The sequence below is a fragment of the Arcobacter aquimarinus genome (assembly GCF_013177635.1).
GTDB classification, from domain to species: Bacteria; Campylobacterota; Campylobacteria; order Campylobacterales; family Arcobacteraceae; genus Aliarcobacter; species Aliarcobacter aquimarinus.
The window spans coordinates 2,359,641-2,381,571 of the sequence record NZ_CP030944.1; the positions used below are offsets into that span (position 1 = coordinate 2,359,641).

Below are 21,931 nucleotides of genomic sequence, written 5' to 3' on the forward strand. Positions count from 1 at the left end.
TCCTTTTAAATTAATTTAACCCATCTATTTTCTTTTGAAGAAGTCTTAATCGCTTCAAATACTTCTAATCCAATTGTTGCTTGTTCCACGTCATATGACCAATCAATTTTATGATTACCATCTAATTTATATTGAGTCAATTTTTCTGCTATATCAAAATATAAATTCCCAAATGCTTCAACAAATCCAGCTGGATGACCTGCTTTGAATCGATTATATCTATACTGATTTGATACTTTTACATTTGAAGAAACCCTATCAATAATAATTCTATCGCCATCTATAGTGTGGAATAAAAACTCTTCAGGATTCATTTGAAACCATTCAGCGCTTGCTTTTGTACCATAGACTCTTACTCTTAATCCATTTCTATGTCCAATAGCAGATTTTCCATACCACATTTGGCATCTCATACCACTTTTAAATCTAGCAATACAAGAAATATTATCTACTACTTGAGGGAACCATCCAAAACTAGTTTCATCTGCCACAAGTTCAAAAGGATTCTCATTTGTTAAAAAATAAACAATATGTTGTAAATGAGCTCCTAAATCAAGTGAAATGCCAGGTATTTTACCATCATCTAACCTCCAATTTTGAGGCTTTGGTTTTTCACCATTTATTAATCTTGCAAAACTTTCTTGTGGCATTTCTATATTTATATTTGTGATTTTACCTAGCTTATTATCCTGAATCATATTTTGTAATTCACGAAGCATAGGATAACCTGTATAATTATGTGTAACTGCAAAAAAAGCTTTCTTTTCTTCTACTTTTTTACTAATTTCCAAACCCTCTTCATGTGTAGAAGCAAGAGCTTTTTCTGAAATAATTGAATAACCAAAATCTAAAGCTTTCATTATCATTTCATAATGATTTGGAGTAGGTGTCAAGATTACTAATGCATCAATTTCATTAATTTCTTTTTCTAAAAGTTCTTTCCAATTAGAATAAAGATGCTTTTCATCTATACCCCAAGTTAAAGCAGTTTTTTTATTTATTTCATTATTTTTACTAAAGCATCCTGCACTTACTACAAATAAATGATCCATTTGAGAAGCAATATAATGAGTATAACCTATTGCTGAATTAATACTACCCCCAATAAAAGCTAATTTCAAAGTTTTTTTATACTTTTGCATCATTATCCTTTGGTAAAATATCTAAAGTTTCCATTACGATGTAATCTTTTAACTTTTCTGTTTTTTCTTCCATCTCTTTGGCACTATCATGTTCAATAAAATATATCCCTGATTTATCAAATGGTGCTGGTTTCATTTTTTGTCCACTATATTTCAATTGTACATTTTGAATATTTTTATTTTCAAGATTTACTCCTGAACTTATAAAAATACACTCTTTTTCTACACTTACTGTGTGTCTTGAAATAAATTTATTTTCTTTTTTTTCTATCTTATCAGGAAGTTCTTTTCCAAGAAAAGGTGTCATATAAAGTTCGGCATAATCTATACCTGTACTTTTCTCAATAAGTTGACTATATAAATCGCCAGGACATCTTCTTGCTATTTCTATTAGAAAGAACATTTTGTTATCTGATATAAATTGAGTGTGTATTAATCCATCTACTAAATTCAAATCATTAGCAAATTGTTCTGTCCAGACTCTTAATTTATTTTGAATTGTTTCACAAAGTTCTGTAGTAATATTTGAACTATTAACTTGATATGGATATACAGTACAATACTCATTTACAAAAAAATCTACTATTATTTTTTTATTCTTAATAAATGCAGAGTGACTATAAAGTTTTCCTTCTATAAATTCCTCAGCAATTACATTATCATTTTTTGAATATTTTCTTGCTTCATTCCAGTATTTTTTAACATCAGATATATTATCTACTTTATAAATACCTTTTCCACTAAAAGAATCAATAGGTTTTATCATAATAGGAAATTTTAATAAACCAATCTTTTCAATATTGTAAACTGATTTAGGAACAGGATAGAAATGATTTTGAGCAAAAATTCGAAATTTATCTTTATGATGAATAGTTAAAGCTGTTTCATATTTATCAAAACCTACATAATTTAGTTTTTCTGCTATTTCTGACAAAGAAAGATATGATCTATCGTTACAACCAGGAACTATAAAATTATATTTTTCTTTTTGAATATGTTTATATAAAATTTCAACTTGTGAATAATCTATTAAAAATGAATTATGTGCAATTTGATGTGCAGGATCATCAACTAATGAACCTACTACACTTAGATTGTAATTTTTAGACATAATAGATTTAAGAATTGGTAAAACACAAAAATTTGCATCGCATAAAAGTACTTTTTTCATAAATTATCCTTTATTATATCAATTATTTTTTCTTGCTCTTTTAAAGATAATTCTACAAAAACAGGTAGACAAAGTATTCTTTTAGAGATATCTCTTGATATTTTACACTCTTGTTTAGGCTCTATATATTCTAAAGTATCTAGTGATGGATAAAAATATCTTCTTGGAAATATTTGTTCAGAATTTAAAGCTTTTTGTATCTTTAAAAGCTCTTTTTCACTTTTAAATAATATTGGAAAATAACTATAATTTTCCGTTGCATTATTATTCTGTTCCTGAAATTGAACTAATCCTTTTAATTCTTTTTTATAGTTTTCTATCAAAGATTTTCGTTTATTTTTTATCTTTTCAATATCATCTAAAACACATAATCCCATTGCAGCTTCAAATTCATTCATTTTAGCATTTGTACCAAGATGAGGAATTTCTTCTTCATTTTTAATACCAAAATTTATAAGATATCTTGCCTTTTGAACAAGTTCATCATCATTAATAATCAATGCTCCTCCTTCTATAGTATGAAAAAGTTTTGTCGCATGAAAACTAAGAGTTGAAATATCTCCATAATTTAATATACTTTGTTCTTTATATTTTACATCAAAAGCATGAGCAGCATCATAAATAACTTTTAAATTATATTTACTAGCTATTTTATTTATTTTTTCAACGTTACAAGCATTTCCAAATACATGTACAGAAAGAATCGCTGAAGTATTTAAAGTGATAAGTTTCTCTATTTTTTTTGGATTTATATTAAATGTATTTTTTTCTATATCTGCAAATATAGGTAATAATTGATTAGTTACAAGAGAACTTGTAGTAGCAACAAAACTAAAAGGTGTTGTAATTACAAATCCTTTTAATCCAAGAGTTCGATAAGCTATTTCAAGAGCAACTGTACCATTTGAAACTAAAACTATATTTTTAACTCCAAGATATTCAGCAAGTCTTTTTTCAAGTTTCTGCACAAGTGTACCATTGTTTGTAACCCAACAATTTTCATAAATCTCATCTATATATTTTTTGTATTTTTCTTTATCCGGAAGATATGTTTTTGTTATATTTATCATTTACAAATCCCATATTTATTTAAATACCACTCAATAGTCTTAATTATTCCACTATCAAAGTTCTCATCTGCTTTCCAACCTAGTTCATTTTCTAGTTTACTCGCATCTATTGCATATCTTCTATCATGTCCGGCTCTATCTTCTACGAAAGTAATAAGACTTTTATATGAAAAATTAGGTTGTGGAACTTGTTGGTCTAATATAGTACAAATTCTATCAACTATTTGAAGATTTGTTCTTTCATTTCTTCCACCGATGTTATAAGTTTCTCCTTTTTTACCTTTATGGTAAACAAGGTCTATTCCTTTACAGTGATCTAATACATACAACCAATCTCTTATATTTTTCCCATCACCATAGATTGGAATAGGATTATTATTTAATGCATTTCTTATAATTGTTGGAATTAGTTTTTCATCATGTTGTTTTGGTCCATAGTTATTTGAGCAGTTTGTTATAACTGCGTTTAATCCAAATGTTTCTACATATGCTCTTATTATCATATCACTTGAAGCTTTACTAGCTGAGTATGGAGAGTTTGGAGCGTATGGAGTTTTTTCTGTAAATAGTTCATTTGGGTCTAGGCTTAATGTTCCATATACTTCATCTGTAGATATATGATGAAATCTACAGTCTTGATATTCTATTTTATAAGTAAATGGTTTTTCCATCCAATATTTTTTTGCTACATCTACAAGGGTATATGTTCCATTTACATTTGTTTGTACAAACACACCTGGATTTTTAATAGAGTTATCTACATGTGATTCTGCTGCAAAGTGAATAACACCTTTTATATCATATTCACTAAATATAAATTCAACTAATTCTCTATTACAGATATCACCTTTTATAAATTTATAGTTAGGATTTAGTTCACACTCTTTTAGATTTTCCAAATCACCTGCATAAGTTAAAAGGTCTAGATTTACTAAGTTATAATTTGGGTATTTTTCTAGAAAGTATGGCACAAAGTTTGAACCTATAAATCCTGCTGTTCCTGTTAGTAGTATTGTCTTATTTTTATTATTGAACATTTTATTTTCCTTGACTAAAATATACAAATATTTGTCTATACTATTTTTGGAAAGTTATTTTCTCTTCTCTTTATTTAGCTGTCATTATATGCAATTTCTTCTAAACATACTATTTTATTATCTTTTTTAATTTATACGAATTATTTAACTTTTATAAAACTATAACAAAATATTAATACCTAAGCATAAAAATCTTTTCGCTAAAATTCTTATCCTAAATTCTTTATTTTCTAATATTTTTATATTTTTAATAAATTATATGTAATAATCTGTTAATAAATTAAAAGGTTTTTATATGCAAAACACAATCCCAGAAGACATAATAAAAATACAAAAAAAACTTGCTACTTTTGAAAAAGATTCTAGAAATTATAAGAAGTATACAAAAATTTTAGCAAAACATATCAAATCTCATACTATGAAAAAAAGAGTTAATGCACATATTAAAACTATTGAAAATGTAGAGAAGATTGAAAAAACAGCCTTCGAGGATATTTTAAAATAAAAACATTACAATTTGTAATAAAAATTAAGGCTTCAAAAAAAATCTGCTAAAATCCCAACATAAAATATAACAAAACAAATCAACATAGGAAATATTATGGATGAGAATCAAAAAAAATCACTTGAATTAGCTATCAAACAAATTGATAAAACTTTTGGAAAAGGTACACTTATTAGACTAGGAGATAAAGTAGTAGTTCCTACTGAAACTGTTAGTACAGGCTCTTTAGGACTTGATTTAGCTCTAGGAGTTGGTGGACTTCCAAAGGGAAGAGTTATTGAAATCTATGGACCTGAAAGTTCAGGGAAAACAACTCTTACACTTCATGCAATTGCAGAATGCCAAAAAGCTGGTGGAGTTTGTGCATTCATAGATGCAGAACATGCTCTTGATGTAAAATATGCTAAAGATATTGGTGTTGATACTGATAATCTATTGGTTTCACAACCAGATTTTGGAGAGCAAGCTCTTGAAATTTTAGAAACAGTTATTAGAAGTGGTGCAGTTGATTTAGTTGTCGTAGATTCAGTTGCAGCACTAACTCCTAAAGTTGAAATTGATGGAGATATGGACGATCAACAAGTTGGTGTTCAAGCAAGACTTATGTCTAAAGCTCTTAGAAAAATTACTGGTTTATTAAATAAAATGAATTGTACAGTAATCTTTATTAACCAAATAAGAATGAAAATTGGAATGACAGGATACGGAAGTCCAGAAACAACAACAGGTGGAAATGCACTTAAATTTTACTCATCAGTTAGACTTGATATTAGAAGAATTGCAACACTAAAACAAGGTGAAAATTCTATAGGTAATAGAGTAAAAGTAAAAGTTGTAAAAAATAAAGTAGCAGCACCATTTAAACAAGCTGAATTTGATATTATGTTTGGAGAAGGAATCTCTAAAATAGGAGAACTTATAGATTATGGTGTAAAACTTGATATTATTGATAAAGCAGGAGCTTGGTTCTCTTATGGGGATTCAAAAATTGGTCAAGGAAGAGAAAACTCAAAAGTATTCCTAAAAGATAATCCAGAAATAGCCAAAGAAATAGAAAATAAAATTCTTGAATCTATGGGTGTAAATGATTCTATTATTGCAAGTAGTTCTGAAGATATGGATGATATGGCAGACTTAGATGACTAAAATATAATCAAAGGAAGTAGTTCCTTTGATTACAAATTAAAAAATTTCTCTCAAAAAATCACAAAAGCAAATCACAAATTTTTTTTAGCTATAATATCTCAAATTATGAAAATAGGAGACCTACGTGGTATTTATTGATAATGTTTACGCTGATGAAGTATTAGATTCAAGAGGTAACCCAACTGTAAGAGCTACAGTGATATTAAGTGATGGAACTAAGGGAAGTGCAATAGTACCAAGTGGTGCAAGTACAGGGAAAAGAGAAGCACTAGAGTTAAGAGATGGTGATAATAGATTTTTAGGAAAAGGTGTTTTAAAAGCTGTTGAAAATGTAAACACTGTAATTGCAAATGAATTAATTGGATTAAGTCCATTTAATCAAGCTGAAATTGATGCAACTATGAAAGATATTGATGGTACTCATAACTACTCAAATCTTGGTGCAAATGCAGTTTTAGGTGTATCTATGGCAACTGCAAGAGCTGCGGCTAATTCTTTACAAATTCCATTATATAGATATTTAGGTGGGGCAAATGCTATGACTATGCCTGTTCCTATGTTTAATATCATTAATGGTGGAGAGCATGCAAATAATTCTGTTGATTTCCAAGAGTATATGATTATGCCAACAGGATTTGAAAACTTTAATGATGGATTAAGAGCAGTTGCTGAAATTTATCAACACTTGAAAAAAGTTATTGATTCTATGGGTGAAAGTACAGCAGTTGGTGATGAAGGTGGATTTGCTCCAAATTTAAAATCAAATGAAGAACCAATCCAAGTTATTATGACAGCTATTGAAAAAGCTGGTTATAAAGCTGGTGAGCAAATTGCAATCGCACTTGATGTTGCAGCTTCTGAATTGATTAATGAAAAAGGTTTATATGTATTACATTCTGAAAATAGAGAATTAACTTCAGCAGAACTTGTTGAATATTATGCTGATTTATGTTCAAAATATCCAATTGTTTCTATTGAAGATGGATTGAGTGAAGATGATTGGGATGGATGGAAAATTTTAACTGATAAGTTAGGTTCAAAAGTACAATTAGTTGGAGATGATTTATTTGTAACTAATGCTTCAATTTTAGCTGAAGGAATCAAAAAAGGAATTGCAAATTCAATCTTAATTAAACCAAATCAAATTGGATCAGTTAGTGAAACAATGCAAACAATCAGACTTGCTCAAAGAAACAACTATAATTGTGTAATGTCTCATAGAAGTGGTGAAAGTGAAGATGCATTTATTGCAGATTTTGCTGTTGCATTAAATTGTGGGCAAATTAAAACAGGAAGTACAGCAAGAAGTGATAGAATTGCTAAATACAATAGACTTCTTGAAATTGGTGCAGAAATTGGTTATGCTGAATATTTAGGGAAACAACCTTTTTCTAAAAAATAATTAAATATGAAAAAACAATCAACTGGGTTTAAGAGCTTTATTTTTGTAGCGATAATTTCACTTATTGCTACAATATATCTTTCTTATCACTCAGTTATAGTTTTATTTGGGGATAACTCTTTACAAGTTTATAACTCTTTAAAACATAAAAAAGAGTATCTTGAAAGTGAAATATCAAGATTACAAAGAGAAAATGCCTATTTACAAAAAGAGTATTTTGAATTAAAAAACTTGGAGCCAGAAGAATGAAAACTTTATTTTTATTTACATTAGCAAGCTTATTAGCATTAAATTTAAATGCAAGAGAAAATCCTTTTTCTATGATTGACACTTTTGAAGAAGAGTCTGGAAAAATGCTTGAATTAAATGAAACACCTAACACAGTAGAAGGAATACAAGAAGCTCAGTATATAAAACAAATGCAACAGCAAATGGGAAATAATACAAATGCAAATAAAAATAGTGTTGAACAAAAAAGTGTAACTCCAAAAGAAAAACCTGCACCAAAAACTTATTCAAAGCAAGAAGTAGACTCTTTAATTCAAAAAACAAAATCACAAACAGAACAAAAAACAAAAGAAATTGTGAAAAAAGAGTTAGCAAATACTAAAATAGCAGAACCTGAACAAGTTGTGTATGTAAAACCAAGACCTGATGTAAGTGTAGATGATGCATTAGTTGCAAAAAACATTCTTCCTTTTTTAAAAATTGAATACAATGATAATAAACTATTAATCCACACAGAATATAAAGTATCAAAAAAATTTTCTGTTATAAAAGAGAATAAACTAGTAATAGATTATAAAGCAAAAGTAAATTTTAATACAAAAAAAGATGAGATTGACTCAAAAACTTTCAAGAAAATAGCAGTTGGAAATCATAAAACAGAAGGATTTTTTAGAGTTGCAGTTGAACTTGTAAATAAACCTTCAAATTATGATGTTACTTATAACGACAATATAATAACTATCACAAAAAAGAACTAATAAAAAAGGAATAAATATTTAAATATTTACTCCTTCTATAAAATATCTCTATTTTTCGTCCGGCATTACATGAAAGTTTTTAGCTATTTTAAATCCTAACGCTTCTAATGCTTCAACATCATCTTTTGGAGATTTCCCAGCTGTAGTTAAATAATCTCCAATAACAAATGCATTAGCACCTCTATTAAAAATCTCATATTGGTCATCACCAAACATAACTTCTCTACCACCTGCAACCATTATTTTATGAGCATTTGGTATCATTTTTCTAGCAAGAGTGATTAATTCAAAAGCTTCCTCTTTGTTTATTGTATTTTTTACAATTGGTAAAGCTTCATTTGGATGGAAAAAGTTTAAAGGAACATTCATAGGATCTAAAGAATTTATAGCTTCTAGCATAGAAATTCTATCTTCTTGTGTTTCTCCCATTCCAAAAATACCACCACAAACAAGTTTTAATCCAGCTTCTTTTACATTTAAACAAGTTTGATATCTTTCATCCCAAGTATGCGTTGTACAAATTGTTGGATAGAAATCTCTTGATGTTTCTAAATTATGATTATAGTTACTAATACCCGCTGCTTTTAACTCTTTTAATTGCTCAACTGTAGCTGTTCCATTACATGCAATTAATCTAAGTCCTAAATTTTCTTTATTTATAGCTCGTGCTGCTTCAGCTATAAATTTTGTTTTTTTATCAGTTAATCCAAGACCTGCTGTAACTAAACAAAATCCAACTGCACCATTTGCTCTTGCTTGTTTTGCTTCTGATATTATTTGTTCTATACTTTTCAATTTGTATCTTTGAATATCTGCTTTATATCTTACACTTTGTGTACAGAATTTACAATCTTCATTACAAGTACCACTCTCAACATTACAAATAGCACATAAAAATATCTCTTCATTATTGTTCATATTTATACTCTTCTTTTTTAAAATTTTTTTCATTTATATCTCTAAAATATCGCGTGATTATATACTCATTTTCTTTAATCTCAAGTTTCACACACTCAATTAAAGGTTTTTCCCTAGCACAAACTTCACCTGGATTTATAAATAGAGTTTTATTTTTATAATCTTTTTCAAAAATATGAGTATGACCAAAAATAACTATATCAACATCAGGAGTTAAATGATAAGGAAGGTGCATTAATTTGAATCTTTTATTTTTTATTTTAAAATAATAAGGTTCAGATTTTATATTATATTTTGAAGACAATTCTAATAAAGCTCTATCGTTATTACCAAATACAGCAATATATTTAAGATTTGATTCTTCTAAAAGCTGAAGATTTTTTTCTATACATAAATCACCAGCATGAATAAGATATTCACAACCTTGTGATTTCAGATAATCAATAACTTCTTTAGTATAGTCACTTTTTAGGTGACTATCTGATAAAATGCCAATAATCATACTCTATTTATCGGCACTTTTTTTTGTAGTTTTCTTAGCAACTGTTTTTTTTGTTGTTGTTTTTTTCTCAACAGAAGCTTTTTTTGTTGCTGTTTTTTTTGTAGTAGATTTTGAATCTTTTTCTATTATTTCAAGGCAATCTTCTAAAGTTAAATCTTTTGCTTCAATACCTTTAGGAATTTTATAATTTTTTCTACCTTGTTTAATATAAGGACCATATTGTCCTATTAAAATCTGTATCTTTTCTTTATCAAATGATTTTATTGTAGATTTTTCTTTTGCTTCATCTAACTCTTTAATAATCTCTTCTGCTCTAGCTAAATCAACAATATATGGGTCATCTGTTTTTAAAGAATAATATTTTGATTTAACTTGTAAATACGGTCCAAATCTTCCAATATTTGCTTTAATTTCATCTCCATTCTTATCAACACCAACAACTCTTGGAAGAGTAAATAAAAATAATGCTTCATCTAATGTAATAGTATCCATATTTAAATGCTCAGGAATTGCTACAAATTTTGGTTTTTCTTCATCATCTTTTGTTCCAATTTGAACAAAAGGACCAAATCTTCCCACACGTGCACTTACTGGTTTCCCACTTTTTGGGTCAATTCCTATTTCTCTAACTTGTAAATAATCCTCTTTTTGAACACTACTTTCTTTTTCATCAATTGTTTTTTTGAAATTTCCATAGAAATCTTTCATTACTTGTTCCCAAGCAATTTTCCCTTCAGCAATTTCATCAAACTCTTCTTCAATTTTAGCTGTAAATCCTAAATCTACAATATCTGAAAAATGGTCAACTAAAAAGCTATTTACAATCTCACCTGTTGGCGTTGGAATCAATTTTTTATCTTCTGTTTTCGTTACATATTCTCTTGCTTGAATAGTAGAAATTGTTGGAGCGTAAGTTGATGGACGTCCAATTCCTTCACTCTCTAACTTTTTAACTAAAGAAGCTTCTGTATATCGTGCAGGTGGTTTTGTAAAATTTTGTTCACTTTCAAGTTTTTCTAACTCTAAAACTGTTCCAATTTTAATATTTGGTAGAATTTTTTCAGTGCTATCAAGTGCAGCTTCTGGATTATCACTACCTTCTGTATAAGCTTTCATAAATCCAGCAAAAATAATCCTTTGACCTTTTACTTGAAATTCAAACTCTTTATTACTTCCTGCCTCAATTTTATATGTTGTATTTGCAATTTTTGCTTGTGCCATTTGAGTTGCAAGTGTTCTTTTCCAAATTAAACTATAAAGTTTATATTGAGAAGGGTCTACATATGCTTTAATCATACTTGGTTTTAATGCAAGATTTACTGGACGTATTGCCTCGTGAGCCTCTTGAGCTCCTTTTGATTTTGATTTATAAACTCTTGGTTTACTTAAAGCATACTCTTTTCCATACTCTTCTTCAATAACAGCTTTTGCAGCAGTTGTGGCAACTGTTGAAAGATTCAAAGAATCAGTTCTCATATAAGTAATCAAACCACCCGTATGATTTGGAATATTACCAACATTTCCTTCATAAAGTTGTTGAGCAATAACCATTGTTTGTTTTACTGAAAGTCCAAGTTTTCTACTTGCTTCTTGCTGTAAAGTAGAAGTTGTAAATGGAGCTGCAGGATTTCTTGTGCTATCTTTTTCTTCAATATCAACAAGTTTGTAAATACCTTGATTCAAACTTGCTTCTATTTTTAAAGCTTCTTGTTCATTTTCTACTTTTGCTGTTTTTCCATTAATCTTTGCTAATTCTGTTTTTAATTCAGGATTTATAAAATCAGCTTTTACTCTCCAATACTCTTCTGGAATAAATGCTCTTATTTCATTTTCCCTATCAACTATAATTCTTACTGCAACTGATTGAACTCTTCCTGCACTTAAACCATATCTTACTTTTTTCCATAAAAGTGGTGAAAGTTCATATCCAACTGCTCTATCTAAAATACGTCTTGCTTGTTGAGCGTCAACTAAGTGTTGGTCAACATCTCTTGGATGTGCTAAAGCTTCTAAGATTGCGTCTTTTGTAATCTCATGAAAAACTATTCTTTTTATTGGATTATTTTCTATTTTTAATGCAGGGATCAAATGCCAAGCTATGGCTTCTCCCTCTCTATCTTCATCGGCTGCTAGGTAAATTGTGGTATCTTTAGAAATGTGTTTTTTTAAATCACTTATAACTTTTTTCTTATCAGCAGTAACCATATATTTTGGTTTAAAATTATCATCTGGGTCAAACCCTAAACTTGATTTTGGTAAATCTCTTACATGCCCCATCGAAGCCATAACCGTAAAATCACTACCTAAAAATTTCGATATTGTTTTCGCTTTTGCTGGGGACTCCACTATTACTAAATTCTTCACTAAAAGTACCTTAACATTTTTTTGAGTTTGCATTCTAACATAAATAAATTAATTTTAGTTGTAAATTATAATCTCTTCCTCTATATCTATCTCAAACTTATCTTTTATTTTTTGTTTTGCTAAATTTATTAAATAAATTGCATCATCAAAAGTTCCATTGCCATAATTTACTAAAAAATTTGCATGAAGTTCAGAAAAACTCATATCACCTTTTTTGATTCCTTTTAAACCAACAGATTCTATTAATCTTCCTGCAAAATCACCCTTTGGATTTTTAAAACAACTTCCTGCGCTTGCAATATGAGGTTGATTATCTCTCATTTTAGTAAACTCTTTTAACATCTCATTTGAAAAACCATATTCAATATTAAAAACCACTTCATAAACTATTGTATCGATTTTAGTTTCTCTATATGAGAAATCAACATCTTCTTTTTTTATATAACCATCTTTTGTTTTTATACTATCTATATAATTAAAAACTTCCCAAGATTTTAATCCTGCATTCATTTTTACCAAACCACCCAAATTTCCTGGAAGTTTTGCTAAAAATTCTAAGTTTTTAATATCATGTTTTCTTGTATATGTTAAAAGTTTTCCACTTGTTGTTGCACAACCAACATATAGTTTATTTCCCTCTTGTCTTATATAATCAAACGCTTCACCTAAAATTGCAAATTTTTTATCTGTATTTTGTGAAACTAATAAATTATTAGCTCGTCCTATAATTTGATAATCACTATAATCACCTATTTCATTAATTACTAAAACATCTAATGTAGGTCCAATTCTTATTGATGAATATCTTGTAAAATCTATTGTTCTAATACTATTTTGCATCAATTATCTTGCTCTTAACTCTTCATATTCACTTGGTATTAAAAAATCTTCTGCTTTAATCAAATTTTGATAAAAACCATTTTTATATCCCAGTTCAAATAATTTATCAAGTGCTTTATATTGTATTTCACTCATTTTAACTGAATTATCATTTGCATATAAATCTAAATATTTATCAAGCGTTGGCGCATCAACTCTAATTAAACCTTTTTCTAAAAGCATAGGAGCTAAAACTTTTCTATTTTTATTTGCAACTTCAACAGCTTTTATAAGTGTATTTTCATAATTAATTGCATTATTAAGAGGAATTGAACGACGTAAGCACATTCCGCCAAGAGGTAAAGGTAATCCACCACCACTTAATTCCAACCAAACATCCCACATTTCACGTTCAACTTCTAATTCATTGTCATAAGTTAATATTGATTCATGAATTAATACACCTGCATCTACTGTTCCATCAAGAACTGCTTTTTCAATATCTAAGAAATTCATATATGTAATTCTTGCATTTGGATAAGCAATTTTAAACAAAAGTGCATTTGTTGTAAATTCTCCACTAAGAGCTACTTTAAAATTCTTTTTAAGAACAGTTCCTTTTTTCTTTATAAGTTTTGGTCCGTAACCTTCACCAAAAGAGACAGCTGTTTTTAAAAGTGCGTAATCATCTTTAACAAAAGGATATAAAGCAAAAGAGATTGCACAAATATCATATACACCTTTTAATGTAGCCTGATTTAATGTCTCTATATCTAAAGCTATATTATCAAATTTTGCATCATCTGGAGTCACCCAACCAAATTTAATTGCATAATACATAAAAATATCATCTGCATCAGGTGAATGTCCTACACTAATATTTTTCAAAATCGTTCCTTTTTATTTATAAATCATATTCAAATTTTAATTTCTTGATTATATCAAAGATAGAACTTGCATATAAAACACCCGTATTGCTATTAAATCTCCAGCCTGTATTATAACTTGCCCAAATTCTAACCCAATTTTCTTTATGAATTTCTCGCCAATAATCAATCTCAACAATAGCATTTGCTGTTGCAAATCCCACATCTGTTAAAAGTTTTTTTGCAAAATAATTTCTATTTTGTATATTATCTTCAACTTTTTGTCTTCTAATAACACTTTTTATATTTGATTGAAAAAGTCCATAATCATTACTTACACTATTTATTTGTTTTTTGCCAACTGAAGACTCTTTTATTGCAATTGCCATTAAAGTATATTTCATCATGGTATCATCAGTTAATGTTTTTATTTTCTTTAAAATTATTAAATCTGTATTTGTTAATCCCAAAGAGTTTGAATAACTAAAACTAAAAACTAAAAAAATTAAAAGTAAGATTTTTTTCATAGATGAAGTTTACAATAATTCTAATCATTTTTCCAAATGATTAGAACTTGTAAATAGGATTAAAATCCTGAATTAGTAACATATGTACCAATAATATTCAATAAAGGCTCAACCAATAAAATAGAGATTATTGCTAAAAGAACTGCCAAACCAACTACTGATTTCATTGGTGTTGTTGCATTTTGCATAAACTTTGTATTACTAATTCCTACTTCTGGATCTCTTAAAAACATATAAGAAACAGGTCTTAAATAGTAGTATGCTGCAATTGCTGAATTTAATACTATAATCACAGCTAAAGCAATATGCCCTGCATTTACAGCACTTGCTATTAAATACATTTTACCCCAAAATAGTGCAAAAGGTGGAAGTCCAGCTAATGCAAATAAAAATAATCCTAAAATCGATGCTGTAAATGGAGAAATTTGAGCAAGTCCTGAGAACTTCTTAAATGTATATGGAGATTCATAATCGTTATACTCTTTTCCTCTATTTAACCAAAGCATACCAAATGCTCCAAAGTTTGTAATTGTGAATAAAATCCAATATAAAAATAGTGCTGTTGTTGCTTGATGTGTTCCAATTACAATAGCAGCCATTGCCATACCTGCATTTGAAATTGAAGAGTAAGCTAACATTCTTTTTATATCTTTTTGTTGTAAAGCAATTAAATTTGGAATAGTCATTGTTAAAATAACTGTTACATAAAGCATAGTTTGAATAATTGCATCATTTGCATGAATAAATATCTCAAAAAATCTTAAAGCAACAACAAATCCTGCCATTTTTGGAACAACCGATAAAAATCCTGCCATTGCTGAAGTTGAACCTTGATAAACATCTGGAACCCAAGTATGATATGGGAATAAAGATAGTTTAAATCCAAGAGCAGCAAACATAAATACAAATCCAACTAAAACTAATACATAATTAGCATAATTCTCTTTTGATAAGAATCCATCTTGAGTAACCACTTGTGCTATTTGAGATAGTTCTACACTTCCTGTAATTGCATAAAATATCATAGATCCAAATACAAAAAATCCAGCCGTTAAAGCACCCATTGTAAAATACTTAATAGCAGCTTCAATAGATACCATTCTATTATGCATAGCAATCATTGTATATAAAGCAAGAGATGATGTTTCAAGTCCAACAAAAATCATAATCAAAGAGTCAGAACTAACCATAAACTGTAATCCTGCAATTGCTAAAAGATAAAGTGCAAAATATTCGGCATATCTAAACTCTTGAAATCTTAATTTTGATAAACCTAAAAGAACAAAAAGTATTCCTCCACCTATAATTATACATTGAGATAAAACTGCTATCCCATCTAAAAGCATAATATCAAATACTCCTCTTTCATCACCACTAAATGCTAAAAGAGTAAATAAATCAAATACTAAAAATAGAACTACCAAAATTACATAAAGAGATTTATGTTTATTAGTGTTAAATATATCAGTTAATATAATAGCTAAAGCACCAATAATGGCAACAGACATAGGTACTATTGTTCCTAGATTTAAACTCTCTAGGCTTACGTTAATAGGCTCAATCATTATTTAACCTCCCCAATAGAGTTTAAAGCTCTTAGTTTTTCTTTTGTATCTTCATTAACTGCTTTTATTTCCATAACTTTTGTAAGATGAGTAACAGAAGTATTCAATGGGTCTAAAATCACTTTTGGATATATTCCAAGAGCAATGATTAAAACTACTAAAGACCCAAGAGCAACTAATTCTCTTCCAAAAATATCTTTCATAGATTTATTTTCTTCTTTTACTAATTTTCCAAAAAATACTTTTTTATACATTGCTAACATATAAATTGCACTTAAAACAATCGTTAAAGCTCCTATAAATGCCATTATAGGAGAGTATTTAAAGAATCCTAATAAAGATAAAAATTCACCAATAAATCCAATAGTTAAAGGAAGTCCAATAGATGCCATTAAAACAACTATATAAACCACTGCAAAAACAGGCATATTATGTGCTAATCCACCAAAATCTTTTATCATTTTTGTATGTCGTCTATCATATAAAACCCCAACACACATAAATAAAGCTCCTGAAACAATTGCATGTCCAATCATTAAATAAACAGCCCCCGAAATACCCTCAACATTTAAAGCAAAAACTCCAAGAGTAATAACTCCCATATGAGAAATAGAAGAGTAAGCTATCATTTGTTTCATATCTTCTTGAGCATAAGCTAACATTGCAGTATAAATAATAGCTATAAGTCCTAATGTTGCCATAAATCCTACAAAATAAACACTCGCATCAGGAAATAGTGGAAGCGAAAATCTAATAAATCCATAAGTTTCCATTTTTAGTAAAACAGCTGCTAAAATAATAGAACCTATTGTTGGTGCTTGACCATGTGCAATTGGTAACCAAGTATGAAAAGGAAACATTGGAACTTTTACTGCAAATCCTAAAAAGAATGCTATAAATAACCAAAGTTGTAAATCAAATGGTAATACAACACTATTCCAGTCAAGTAAACTAAAGCTCCAAACACCTGTTGTTTGATTATAAACATATCCAAAATATAAGATACCAATTAACATAATTAAAGAACCTATAAATGTATATAGGAAAAATTTAATTGCTGCGTAAAATCTTTTTTCTGCTCCCCAAAATCCAATAATATAAAACATTGGAATTAGTGTTAATTCCCAGAAAATATAAAATAAAACAACATCTAAAGAACTAAATACTCCAACCATTGTCATTTCTAAAAACAACATCGTAATAATAAGGTTTTTTACATCTTTTTTTTCTGTTAATCCAATAATTGCAATCATTGTCATAAATGTAATCATTATGATTAAAAATATAGAAACCCCATCTACTCCAACTATATAATTTATTCCATAAGAACTTATAAGAGGTAGTGTTTGAACAAACTGCATTCCTGCAACATTTGTATCGAAGTAGTACCACATTAATAGTGCTAAAACAAACTCAACAACCGTAACTACAACTCCAAATTGTCTCATTGAATCCTTATGAATCAAAAATCCAACAACTGCTGCAGCTGCAGGAAAAAATATCAACATCGATAAAATATTTTCCATTTACATAACCCCTTAAAGTACCGATAAAACTAAGGCAAGAACTAATCCTAAAATTAATCCAAATACCATAAGTCTTAATGATGATGATAAATTACCAGACTGAATTATTCTAGCTTTTACCCCTAATTTATTTACAAAATGTGCTAATCCATCAATAGAAGCATCAATTAATTTAACTTCTATAACTTTAAATATCCAAACTGAAATCGCATAGTATGGTTTTGAAATACAAACTTCATAAATTTTTGGAATATAATATTGATTACTCAATAATCTATAAATAAATGTATCTTCCCATGATTTACTAAATCCACCATTTCTATATTTAAACACAGCAACTAAAATACCTAAAATAGCTACACCACTTGTAACTAAAATCAAAATCCAAATAGTTGCATTATTAAGATTTGAAGCTTCCCATGTTGGTAATATTTTTGTTACAAACTCTACAAACTGATGTTCAAACATTCCAGCAACTACAGCTAAAACTGCAAGTGGTATCATAGAAGCTATTACAAAACCTTTTGCTTCATGAGGATGGAATTCATCATTTGAATAGTTTTGTTCACCAAAGAATATTTTCATAACAAGTCTAAATGAATAAAATGCTGTTAATCCAGCTGTTATCCATAAAGTTCCCCATAAAATAATTGCATCAGCATTAAATGCAGCTTCTAAAATTTTATCTTTTGAGAAGAATCCAGCAAGTGGGAAGATTCCAGCAAGTGCAAGTGATGCTACAATCATAATAATTGAAGTAGCTTTCATCTTCTTATGTAAACCACCCATTTTTCTAATATCAAGTTCATCACTCATAGCATGCATAACATTTCCTGCACCTAAAAATAATACTGATTTAAAAAATGCATGTGTAGCTAAGTGAAATAATGCAACCCAATAAGCACCTAAACCAGCCGCAACAAACATATACCCAAGTTGTGAAAGCGTTGAATATGCAATGATTCTTTTCATATCATTATTTACTAAAGCCATAGTTGCTGCAAATATTGCAACAAATGCTCCTAAACAAGCAATTGCATAACCAACCTCTGGAATTAAAGTATAAAGTTCATTTGCTCTTACAACTAAATAAACTCCTGCTGTTACCATCGTTGCAGCATGAATCAATGCCGAAACTGGTGTTGGTCCTTCCATCGCATCTGCAAGCCAAGTATGAAGTGGAAATTGAGCTGATTTTCCCATTGCTCCTACAAATAATAAAACACCTATCCAAATTAGTGTACTTGTTTCAAGAGTTGATACTTGAGCAAACACAATATCATATTGTAAACTTCCAATATTCCAATAAATAATAAACATTCCAAGTAAAAGACCTAAATCTCCAACTCTATTCATTATAAATGCTTCATTAGCTGCCCAAGTAGCTGATTCTTTGTGGTACCAAAAACCAATTAGTAACCATGAACAAACTCCAACACCTTCCCATCCTATAAATAAAACAGCAAAGTTATCAGCCATCACAAGAACTAACATTGAAAAAACGAAAGCTGAAAGATAAGAGAAATATCTATTAAATCCCTTATCATGTTCCATATATCCAATAGAGTGAATATGAACCATTGTAGAAACAACTGTTACCACACTCATCATAACAACTGAAACATGATCAACCACAAAACCAAAAGGAATATCTAAGTTACCTATTACTATCCAATCAAATAGATTTACATGTAAAGAGATATCTGTTGTATAAACATAATGCAACAAATTTAATGAAGCATACATTGATACAGCTAACATAAAAGAAGTAAACCATCCTGTAAAGGCTGTTTTTGGTTGAGTTGAAAATAGTGCAGCAACCAAAGAACCTATTAAAGGAGCAAAAAGAGCTATATATACAAATTTTTCCATAATTACCCCTTCATCCCAGCTATATCATCTAAATTAATAGAACCTGTTCTTTTATACCAAAGAATCAACAATCCAAGTCCAATAGCAACTTCACTTGCAGCAACTGCAATAATAAAAAATGCAAACATTTGACCTGTTAAATCTCCATGAAATTTAGAAATTGCAGCAAAACCAACATTTACAGCATTTAACATAATTTCAGTTGAGAAAAAAAGCATCAAAACATTTTTTCTTCTAATTACACCAATTAATCCTATACAAAATAGGAGCGTTGAAAGTATTAAATAGGCATTAAGTGTCATTTAACATCCTTTTGTGATGCTTCATCTTGTTTGATTTTTTCATCAATTTCTTCTTCTTTCATCTCTGAATAAGAGTAATCCATTTTTTTTCCTGCAAGTACAATTCCACCAATCATTGCAACCAAAAGCATAATGGCTGCTAATTCAAATGGAAGTAAATATTTTGTAAATAATACAAGTCCTACATCCACACTATTTCCATATTCAGGATGAACAGGATAATTTGCTTCAATATTTTGACCTATAATTGGTGCAATTAAAACAACAACTACAATTAATGCTACCATTCCAGAAAGTAAAAATACCAATCTTGGATTTTTGATTTTTTCTTTTACTTCTGATAAAGAGTCAAAAAACATCATACCAAAAGCATAAAGAGCCATAACAGCTCCTGTATAAACAACTATTTGAACAGCTCCTAAAAAGTCTGCATTTAATAAAAAGAAAAATCCTGAAATAAATATCATTCCAGCAGCCAAAGAACTTAAAGCATATAAAGCATTGTTAGTTAAAACAGTAATACCAAACATACCAATAGTTAAAACCGAAAAAATTATAAAAGCTACAACTTCAAACATTCAAACTCCTTAGTATGATAATGGTGTTTTTTTGATTTTTTTATCTGCATCAGGAGATACTGAACCATAACCATCAAATTCAAGTTGTGCACCTAAACCATTTGCCGAAGTTAAAATATCTTCTTTAAGTGAAAAATGTGCTCTTTGTTCACTTGAATTTTCATATCTTCCACCATGAACAATAGCAAGTTCTGGACAAACCTCAGCACAATATCCACAGAAGATACATCTTCCCATATTAATTGTATATTGCATAACTTCTTTTCTTGAATTTTCATCAATTCTTGTTTCCATTCTTATACAGTTTGAAATACAAATCTTTTCACAAAGTCCACATCCAATACATCTTTCTTCACCTGATTCTAAAAGTCTTAGAAGCTTGTGTACAGCTCTATATCTAGGGCCAATAGGTAATTTTTCTTTTGGATATTGAACTGTTGCCATTTCACCTTTAAATAATGCTCTATACATTATTCCAAAAGTGATTTTTAAACCTGTAAATAACTCACCTTTAACAGATCGAACCATTACTTGTTTGAACATATCCCAAGAAGTTTTAGGATAATTATCTTCTTGAACTGTAATATAATCTTCGCTTATATTTCTATTTTTAAACTTATTTAGTTCCATAATTAACTCCTAAAACATTAGTACAAAACCAGTAACTAAAATATTTAGTACTGCAAGAGGCATTAAAATTTTCCAACATAACCACATCAATTGGTCAGGTCTAATATGTGGCCAAGATGCTCTTGTCCATAAGAAAAGGAAAATCAAAAACATAACTTTTAAAACAATTGCTAAACCACCTGGAATAAACCATAATGGCTCAAATCCACCCAAGAAAATTAATGCAACTAAAAAAGAGATTGTAAAAAGGTTTGCATACTCTCCAATAAAAAACATCCCCCATCTCATACCTGAATACTCTGTTGCATAACCAGCAACTAATTCAGCTTCATGCTCAAGCAAGTCAAAAGGTGTTCTATTAGTTTCAGCAAATCCAGCAATTACAAATAAAACAAAAGCAACTGGTTGAGACCAAATTATCCAGTTTGAAACACCACCTGCTTGATAATTATTTATATCAATTAAAGAAAGACTTCCTATCATCATAAGTGGAGCTAAAAGAGCAAGTCCTGATACAACTTCATAAGATAAAAGCTGAATTGCAGTTCTTGCACCTCCAAGTAATGCCCATTTATTAGCACTACTCATACCAGCTAAAAGTGGTCCATAAAGCCCAACTGCTCCGACAGACATTACAAATAAAACCCCAACATTAATATCACTAATTATTGGTTTTACTGTATATCCAAACATTTCAAATTCAGGGAAAAAAGGAATGGCACTCATTGCTATAAATGCTGTTGCAGCTGTTATAATTGGTGCAACCATAAAAATAGGTCTATTTACATTTGCAGGAATAATATCCTCTTTTGTGAAAAGTTTAATTCCATCAGCTGCAATTTGTAACAATCCATAAGGTCCAACATTTGTAGGTCCTAATCTTCTTTGCATAAATGCTAAAACTTTTCTTTCAATATAAGTTGTAAATCCAGCGAGTGCTGAAAACACAGCAAGTACAACTATAACTTTTACAATAGTTTCTATTATGATACTTGATTCCATA

Annotated in this window: 22 protein-coding genes; 5 read left to right on the forward strand and 17 right to left on the reverse strand. The window is 29.0% G+C overall.

What is annotated here, in order from left to right:
- Positions 1 to 5: 5 nt before the first annotated feature.
- The 4 genes from AAQM_RS11920 to rfbB are packed head-to-tail and all read right to left on the reverse strand — an operon-like array spanning position 6 to position 4,420.
- Positions 6 to 1,142: a Gfo/Idh/MocA family protein gene (locus tag AAQM_RS11920; protein WP_164967083.1), complete on the reverse strand. Its 1,137-nt coding sequence runs from the start codon at positions 1,140 to 1,142 to the stop codon at positions 6 to 8.
- Complete coding sequence (locus tag AAQM_RS11925; protein WP_129096204.1) at positions 1,129 to 2,313, reverse strand: ATP-grasp domain-containing protein; 1,185 nt, start codon at positions 2,311 to 2,313, stop codon at positions 1,129 to 1,131. Before AAQM_RS11925 ends, AAQM_RS11920 begins: the two co-directional genes overlap by 14 nt.
- Complete coding sequence (locus AAQM_RS11930; RefSeq protein WP_129096205.1) at positions 2,310 to 3,383, reverse strand: DegT/DnrJ/EryC1/StrS family aminotransferase; 1,074 nt, start codon at positions 3,381 to 3,383, stop codon at positions 2,310 to 2,312. The genes AAQM_RS11925 and AAQM_RS11930 overlap by 4 nt, the downstream gene beginning before the upstream one ends.
- Entirely contained in the window at positions 3,380 to 4,420 is a 1,041-nt protein-coding gene (gene rfbB, locus AAQM_RS11935; RefSeq protein WP_129096258.1) for a dTDP-glucose 4,6-dehydratase, read from the reverse strand. The genes AAQM_RS11930 and rfbB overlap by 4 nt, the downstream gene beginning before the upstream one ends.
- Positions 4,421 to 4,715: 295 nt before the next feature.
- Between rfbB and AAQM_RS11940 the strand changes: the two genes are divergently transcribed.
- The 5 genes from AAQM_RS11940 (at position 4,716) to AAQM_RS11960 (ending at position 8,459) form a co-directional block, all read left to right on the forward strand.
- The gene (locus AAQM_RS11940) at positions 4,716 to 4,925 is read left to right on the forward strand and encodes a hypothetical protein (protein WP_129095152.1); all 210 of its coding nucleotides are present in this window, start codon (positions 4,716 to 4,718) and stop codon (positions 4,923 to 4,925) included.
- Positions 4,926 to 5,021: 96 nt separating this feature from the next.
- Positions 5,022 to 6,071: a recombinase RecA gene (gene recA / locus AAQM_RS11945; protein ID WP_129095153.1), complete on the forward strand. Its 1,050-nt coding sequence runs from the start codon at positions 5,022 to 5,024 to the stop codon at positions 6,069 to 6,071.
- Between the two features lie 124 nt (positions 6,072 to 6,195).
- On the forward strand, positions 6,196 to 7,473 hold the full coding sequence (gene eno, locus AAQM_RS11950; RefSeq protein ID WP_129095154.1) for a phosphopyruvate hydratase: 1,278 nt from the start codon (positions 6,196 to 6,198) through the stop codon (positions 7,471 to 7,473).
- A gap of 6 nt (positions 7,474 to 7,479) precedes the next feature.
- Positions 7,480 to 7,722 carry an FtsB family cell division protein gene (locus tag AAQM_RS11955; RefSeq protein ID WP_129095155.1) on the forward strand — a complete coding sequence of 81 codons (243 nt, stop codon included), beginning with the start codon at positions 7,480 to 7,482 and terminating at the stop codon, positions 7,720 to 7,722.
- Positions 7,719 to 8,459: an AMIN domain-containing protein gene (locus tag AAQM_RS11960; protein WP_129095156.1), complete on the forward strand. Its 741-nt coding sequence runs from the start codon at positions 7,719 to 7,721 to the stop codon at positions 8,457 to 8,459. The genes AAQM_RS11955 and AAQM_RS11960 overlap by 4 nt, the downstream gene beginning before the upstream one ends.
- 48 nt (positions 8,460 to 8,507) lie before the next feature.
- Here the strand turns inward: AAQM_RS11960 and AAQM_RS11965 are convergent, their stop codons facing one another.
- Genes AAQM_RS11965 through nuoH form a run of 13 tightly spaced genes read right to left on the reverse strand, consistent with a single transcriptional unit; the run spans position 8,508 to position 21,930 of the window.
- On the reverse strand, positions 8,508 to 9,410 hold the full coding sequence (locus AAQM_RS11965; protein WP_412784045.1) for a biotin synthase: 903 nt from the start codon (positions 9,408 to 9,410) through the stop codon (positions 8,508 to 8,510).
- A complete protein-coding gene (locus AAQM_RS11970) occupies positions 9,367 to 9,879 on the reverse strand; it encodes a metallophosphoesterase family protein (RefSeq protein ID WP_129095157.1) in 513 nt (170 codons plus the stop codon). Before AAQM_RS11970 ends, AAQM_RS11965 begins: the two co-directional genes overlap by 44 nt.
- Before the next feature lie 3 nt (positions 9,880 to 9,882).
- Positions 9,883 to 12,243 carry a type I DNA topoisomerase gene (gene topA, locus AAQM_RS11975; RefSeq protein ID WP_129095158.1) on the reverse strand — a complete coding sequence of 787 codons (2,361 nt, stop codon included), beginning with the start codon at positions 12,241 to 12,243 and terminating at the stop codon, positions 9,883 to 9,885.
- A 54-nt stretch (positions 12,244 to 12,297) separates the two neighbouring features.
- Entirely contained in the window at positions 12,298 to 13,083 is a 786-nt protein-coding gene (locus tag AAQM_RS11980) for a UDP-N-acetylmuramate dehydrogenase (protein WP_129095159.1), read from the reverse strand.
- 3 nt (positions 13,084 to 13,086) lie between these two features.
- Entirely contained in the window at positions 13,087 to 13,953 is an 867-nt protein-coding gene (locus AAQM_RS11985) for a menaquinone biosynthesis family protein (RefSeq protein WP_129095160.1), read from the reverse strand.
- Between the two features lie 13 nt (positions 13,954 to 13,966).
- Positions 13,967 to 14,455: a transglycosylase SLT domain-containing protein gene (locus AAQM_RS11990; RefSeq protein ID WP_129095161.1), complete on the reverse strand. Its 489-nt coding sequence runs from the start codon at positions 14,453 to 14,455 to the stop codon at positions 13,967 to 13,969.
- Positions 14,456 to 14,514: 59 nt separating this feature from the next.
- On the reverse strand, positions 14,515 to 16,020 hold the full coding sequence (gene nuoN / locus AAQM_RS11995; RefSeq protein WP_129095162.1) for an NADH-quinone oxidoreductase subunit NuoN: 1,506 nt from the start codon (positions 16,018 to 16,020) through the stop codon (positions 14,515 to 14,517).
- On the reverse strand, positions 16,020 to 17,546 hold the full coding sequence (locus AAQM_RS12000) for an NADH-quinone oxidoreductase subunit M (protein ID WP_129095163.1): 1,527 nt from the start codon (positions 17,544 to 17,546) through the stop codon (positions 16,020 to 16,022). The genes nuoN and AAQM_RS12000 overlap by 1 nt, the downstream gene beginning before the upstream one ends.
- A gap of 12 nt (positions 17,547 to 17,558) precedes the next feature.
- Positions 17,559 to 19,418, reverse strand: coding sequence for an NADH-quinone oxidoreductase subunit L (gene nuoL, locus AAQM_RS12005; protein ID WP_129095164.1), 1,860 nt, complete (start codon positions 19,416 to 19,418; stop codon positions 17,559 to 17,561).
- Between the two features lie 2 nt (positions 19,419 to 19,420).
- Positions 19,421 to 19,720, reverse strand: coding sequence for an NADH-quinone oxidoreductase subunit NuoK (gene nuoK, locus AAQM_RS12010; RefSeq protein ID WP_128986315.1), 300 nt, complete (start codon positions 19,718 to 19,720; stop codon positions 19,421 to 19,423).
- Complete coding sequence (locus AAQM_RS12015; protein ID WP_129095165.1) at positions 19,717 to 20,298, reverse strand: NADH-quinone oxidoreductase subunit J; 582 nt, start codon at positions 20,296 to 20,298, stop codon at positions 19,717 to 19,719. The genes nuoK and AAQM_RS12015 overlap by 4 nt, the downstream gene beginning before the upstream one ends.
- A 9-nt stretch (positions 20,299 to 20,307) precedes the next feature.
- Positions 20,308 to 20,928, reverse strand: coding sequence for an NADH-quinone oxidoreductase subunit NuoI (nuoI, locus tag AAQM_RS12020; RefSeq protein ID WP_129095166.1), 621 nt, complete (start codon positions 20,926 to 20,928; stop codon positions 20,308 to 20,310).
- 9 nt (positions 20,929 to 20,937) lie between these two features.
- Entirely contained in the window at positions 20,938 to 21,930 is a 993-nt protein-coding gene (gene nuoH, locus AAQM_RS12025) for an NADH-quinone oxidoreductase subunit NuoH (RefSeq protein WP_129095167.1), read from the reverse strand.
- Between the last annotated feature and the right edge of the window lies 1 nt (position 21,931).

What these genes read in the sequence shown, in the direction of transcription:
- AAQM_RS11960 (WP_129095156.1), top strand. Translation starts at nt 7,719, where the DNA reads ATGAAAACTTTATTTTTATTTACATTAGCAAGCTTATTAGCATTAAAT.
- AAQM_RS11955 (WP_129095155.1), top strand. Translation starts at nt 7,480, where the DNA reads ATGAAAAAACAATCAACTGGGTTTAAGAGCTTTATTTTTGTAGCGATA.
- AAQM_RS12000 (WP_129095163.1), bottom strand. Translation starts at nt 17,546, where the DNA reads ATGGAAAATATTTTATCGATGTTGATATTTTTTCCTGCAGCTGCAGCA.
- rfbB (WP_129096258.1), bottom strand. Translation starts at nt 4,420, where the DNA reads ATGTTCAATAATAAAAATAAGACAATACTACTAACAGGAACAGCAGGA.
- nuoH (WP_129095167.1), bottom strand. Translation starts at nt 21,930, where the DNA reads ATGGAATCAAGTATCATAATAGAAACTATTGTAAAAGTTATAGTTGTA.
- nuoN (WP_129095162.1), bottom strand. Translation starts at nt 16,020, where the DNA reads ATGATTGAGCCTATTAACGTAAGCCTAGAGAGTTTAAATCTAGGAACA.
- AAQM_RS11940 (WP_129095152.1), top strand. Translation starts at nt 4,716, where the DNA reads ATGCAAAACACAATCCCAGAAGACATAATAAAAATACAAAAAAAACTT.
- recA (WP_129095153.1), top strand. Translation starts at nt 5,022, where the DNA reads ATGGATGAGAATCAAAAAAAATCACTTGAATTAGCTATCAAACAAATT.
- AAQM_RS12015 (WP_129095165.1), bottom strand. Translation starts at nt 20,298, where the DNA reads ATGTTTGAAGTTGTAGCTTTTATAATTTTTTCGGTTTTAACTATTGGT.
- nuoK (WP_128986315.1), bottom strand. Translation starts at nt 19,720, where the DNA reads ATGACACTTAATGCCTATTTAATACTTTCAACGCTCCTATTTTGTATA.
- AAQM_RS11965 (WP_412784045.1), bottom strand. Translation starts at nt 9,410, where the DNA reads ATGAAAAAAATTTTAAAAAAGAAGAGTATAAATATGAACAATAATGAA.
- AAQM_RS11970 (WP_129095157.1), bottom strand. Translation starts at nt 9,879, where the DNA reads ATGATTATTGGCATTTTATCAGATAGTCACCTAAAAAGTGACTATACT.
- AAQM_RS11920 (WP_164967083.1), bottom strand. Translation starts at nt 1,142, where the DNA reads ATGCAAAAGTATAAAAAAACTTTGAAATTAGCTTTTATTGGGGGTAGT.
- nuoL (WP_129095164.1), bottom strand. Translation starts at nt 19,418, where the DNA reads ATGGAAAAATTTGTATATATAGCTCTTTTTGCTCCTTTAATAGGTTCT.
- nuoI (WP_129095166.1), bottom strand. Translation starts at nt 20,928, where the DNA reads ATGGAACTAAATAAGTTTAAAAATAGAAATATAAGCGAAGATTATATT.
- AAQM_RS11980 (WP_129095159.1), bottom strand. Translation starts at nt 13,083, where the DNA reads ATGCAAAATAGTATTAGAACAATAGATTTTACAAGATATTCATCAATA.
- AAQM_RS11930 (WP_129096205.1), bottom strand. Translation starts at nt 3,383, where the DNA reads ATGATAAATATAACAAAAACATATCTTCCGGATAAAGAAAAATACAAA.
- AAQM_RS11990 (WP_129095161.1), bottom strand. Translation starts at nt 14,455, where the DNA reads ATGAAAAAAATCTTACTTTTAATTTTTTTAGTTTTTAGTTTTAGTTAT.
- AAQM_RS11925 (WP_129096204.1), bottom strand. Translation starts at nt 2,313, where the DNA reads ATGAAAAAAGTACTTTTATGCGATGCAAATTTTTGTGTTTTACCAATT.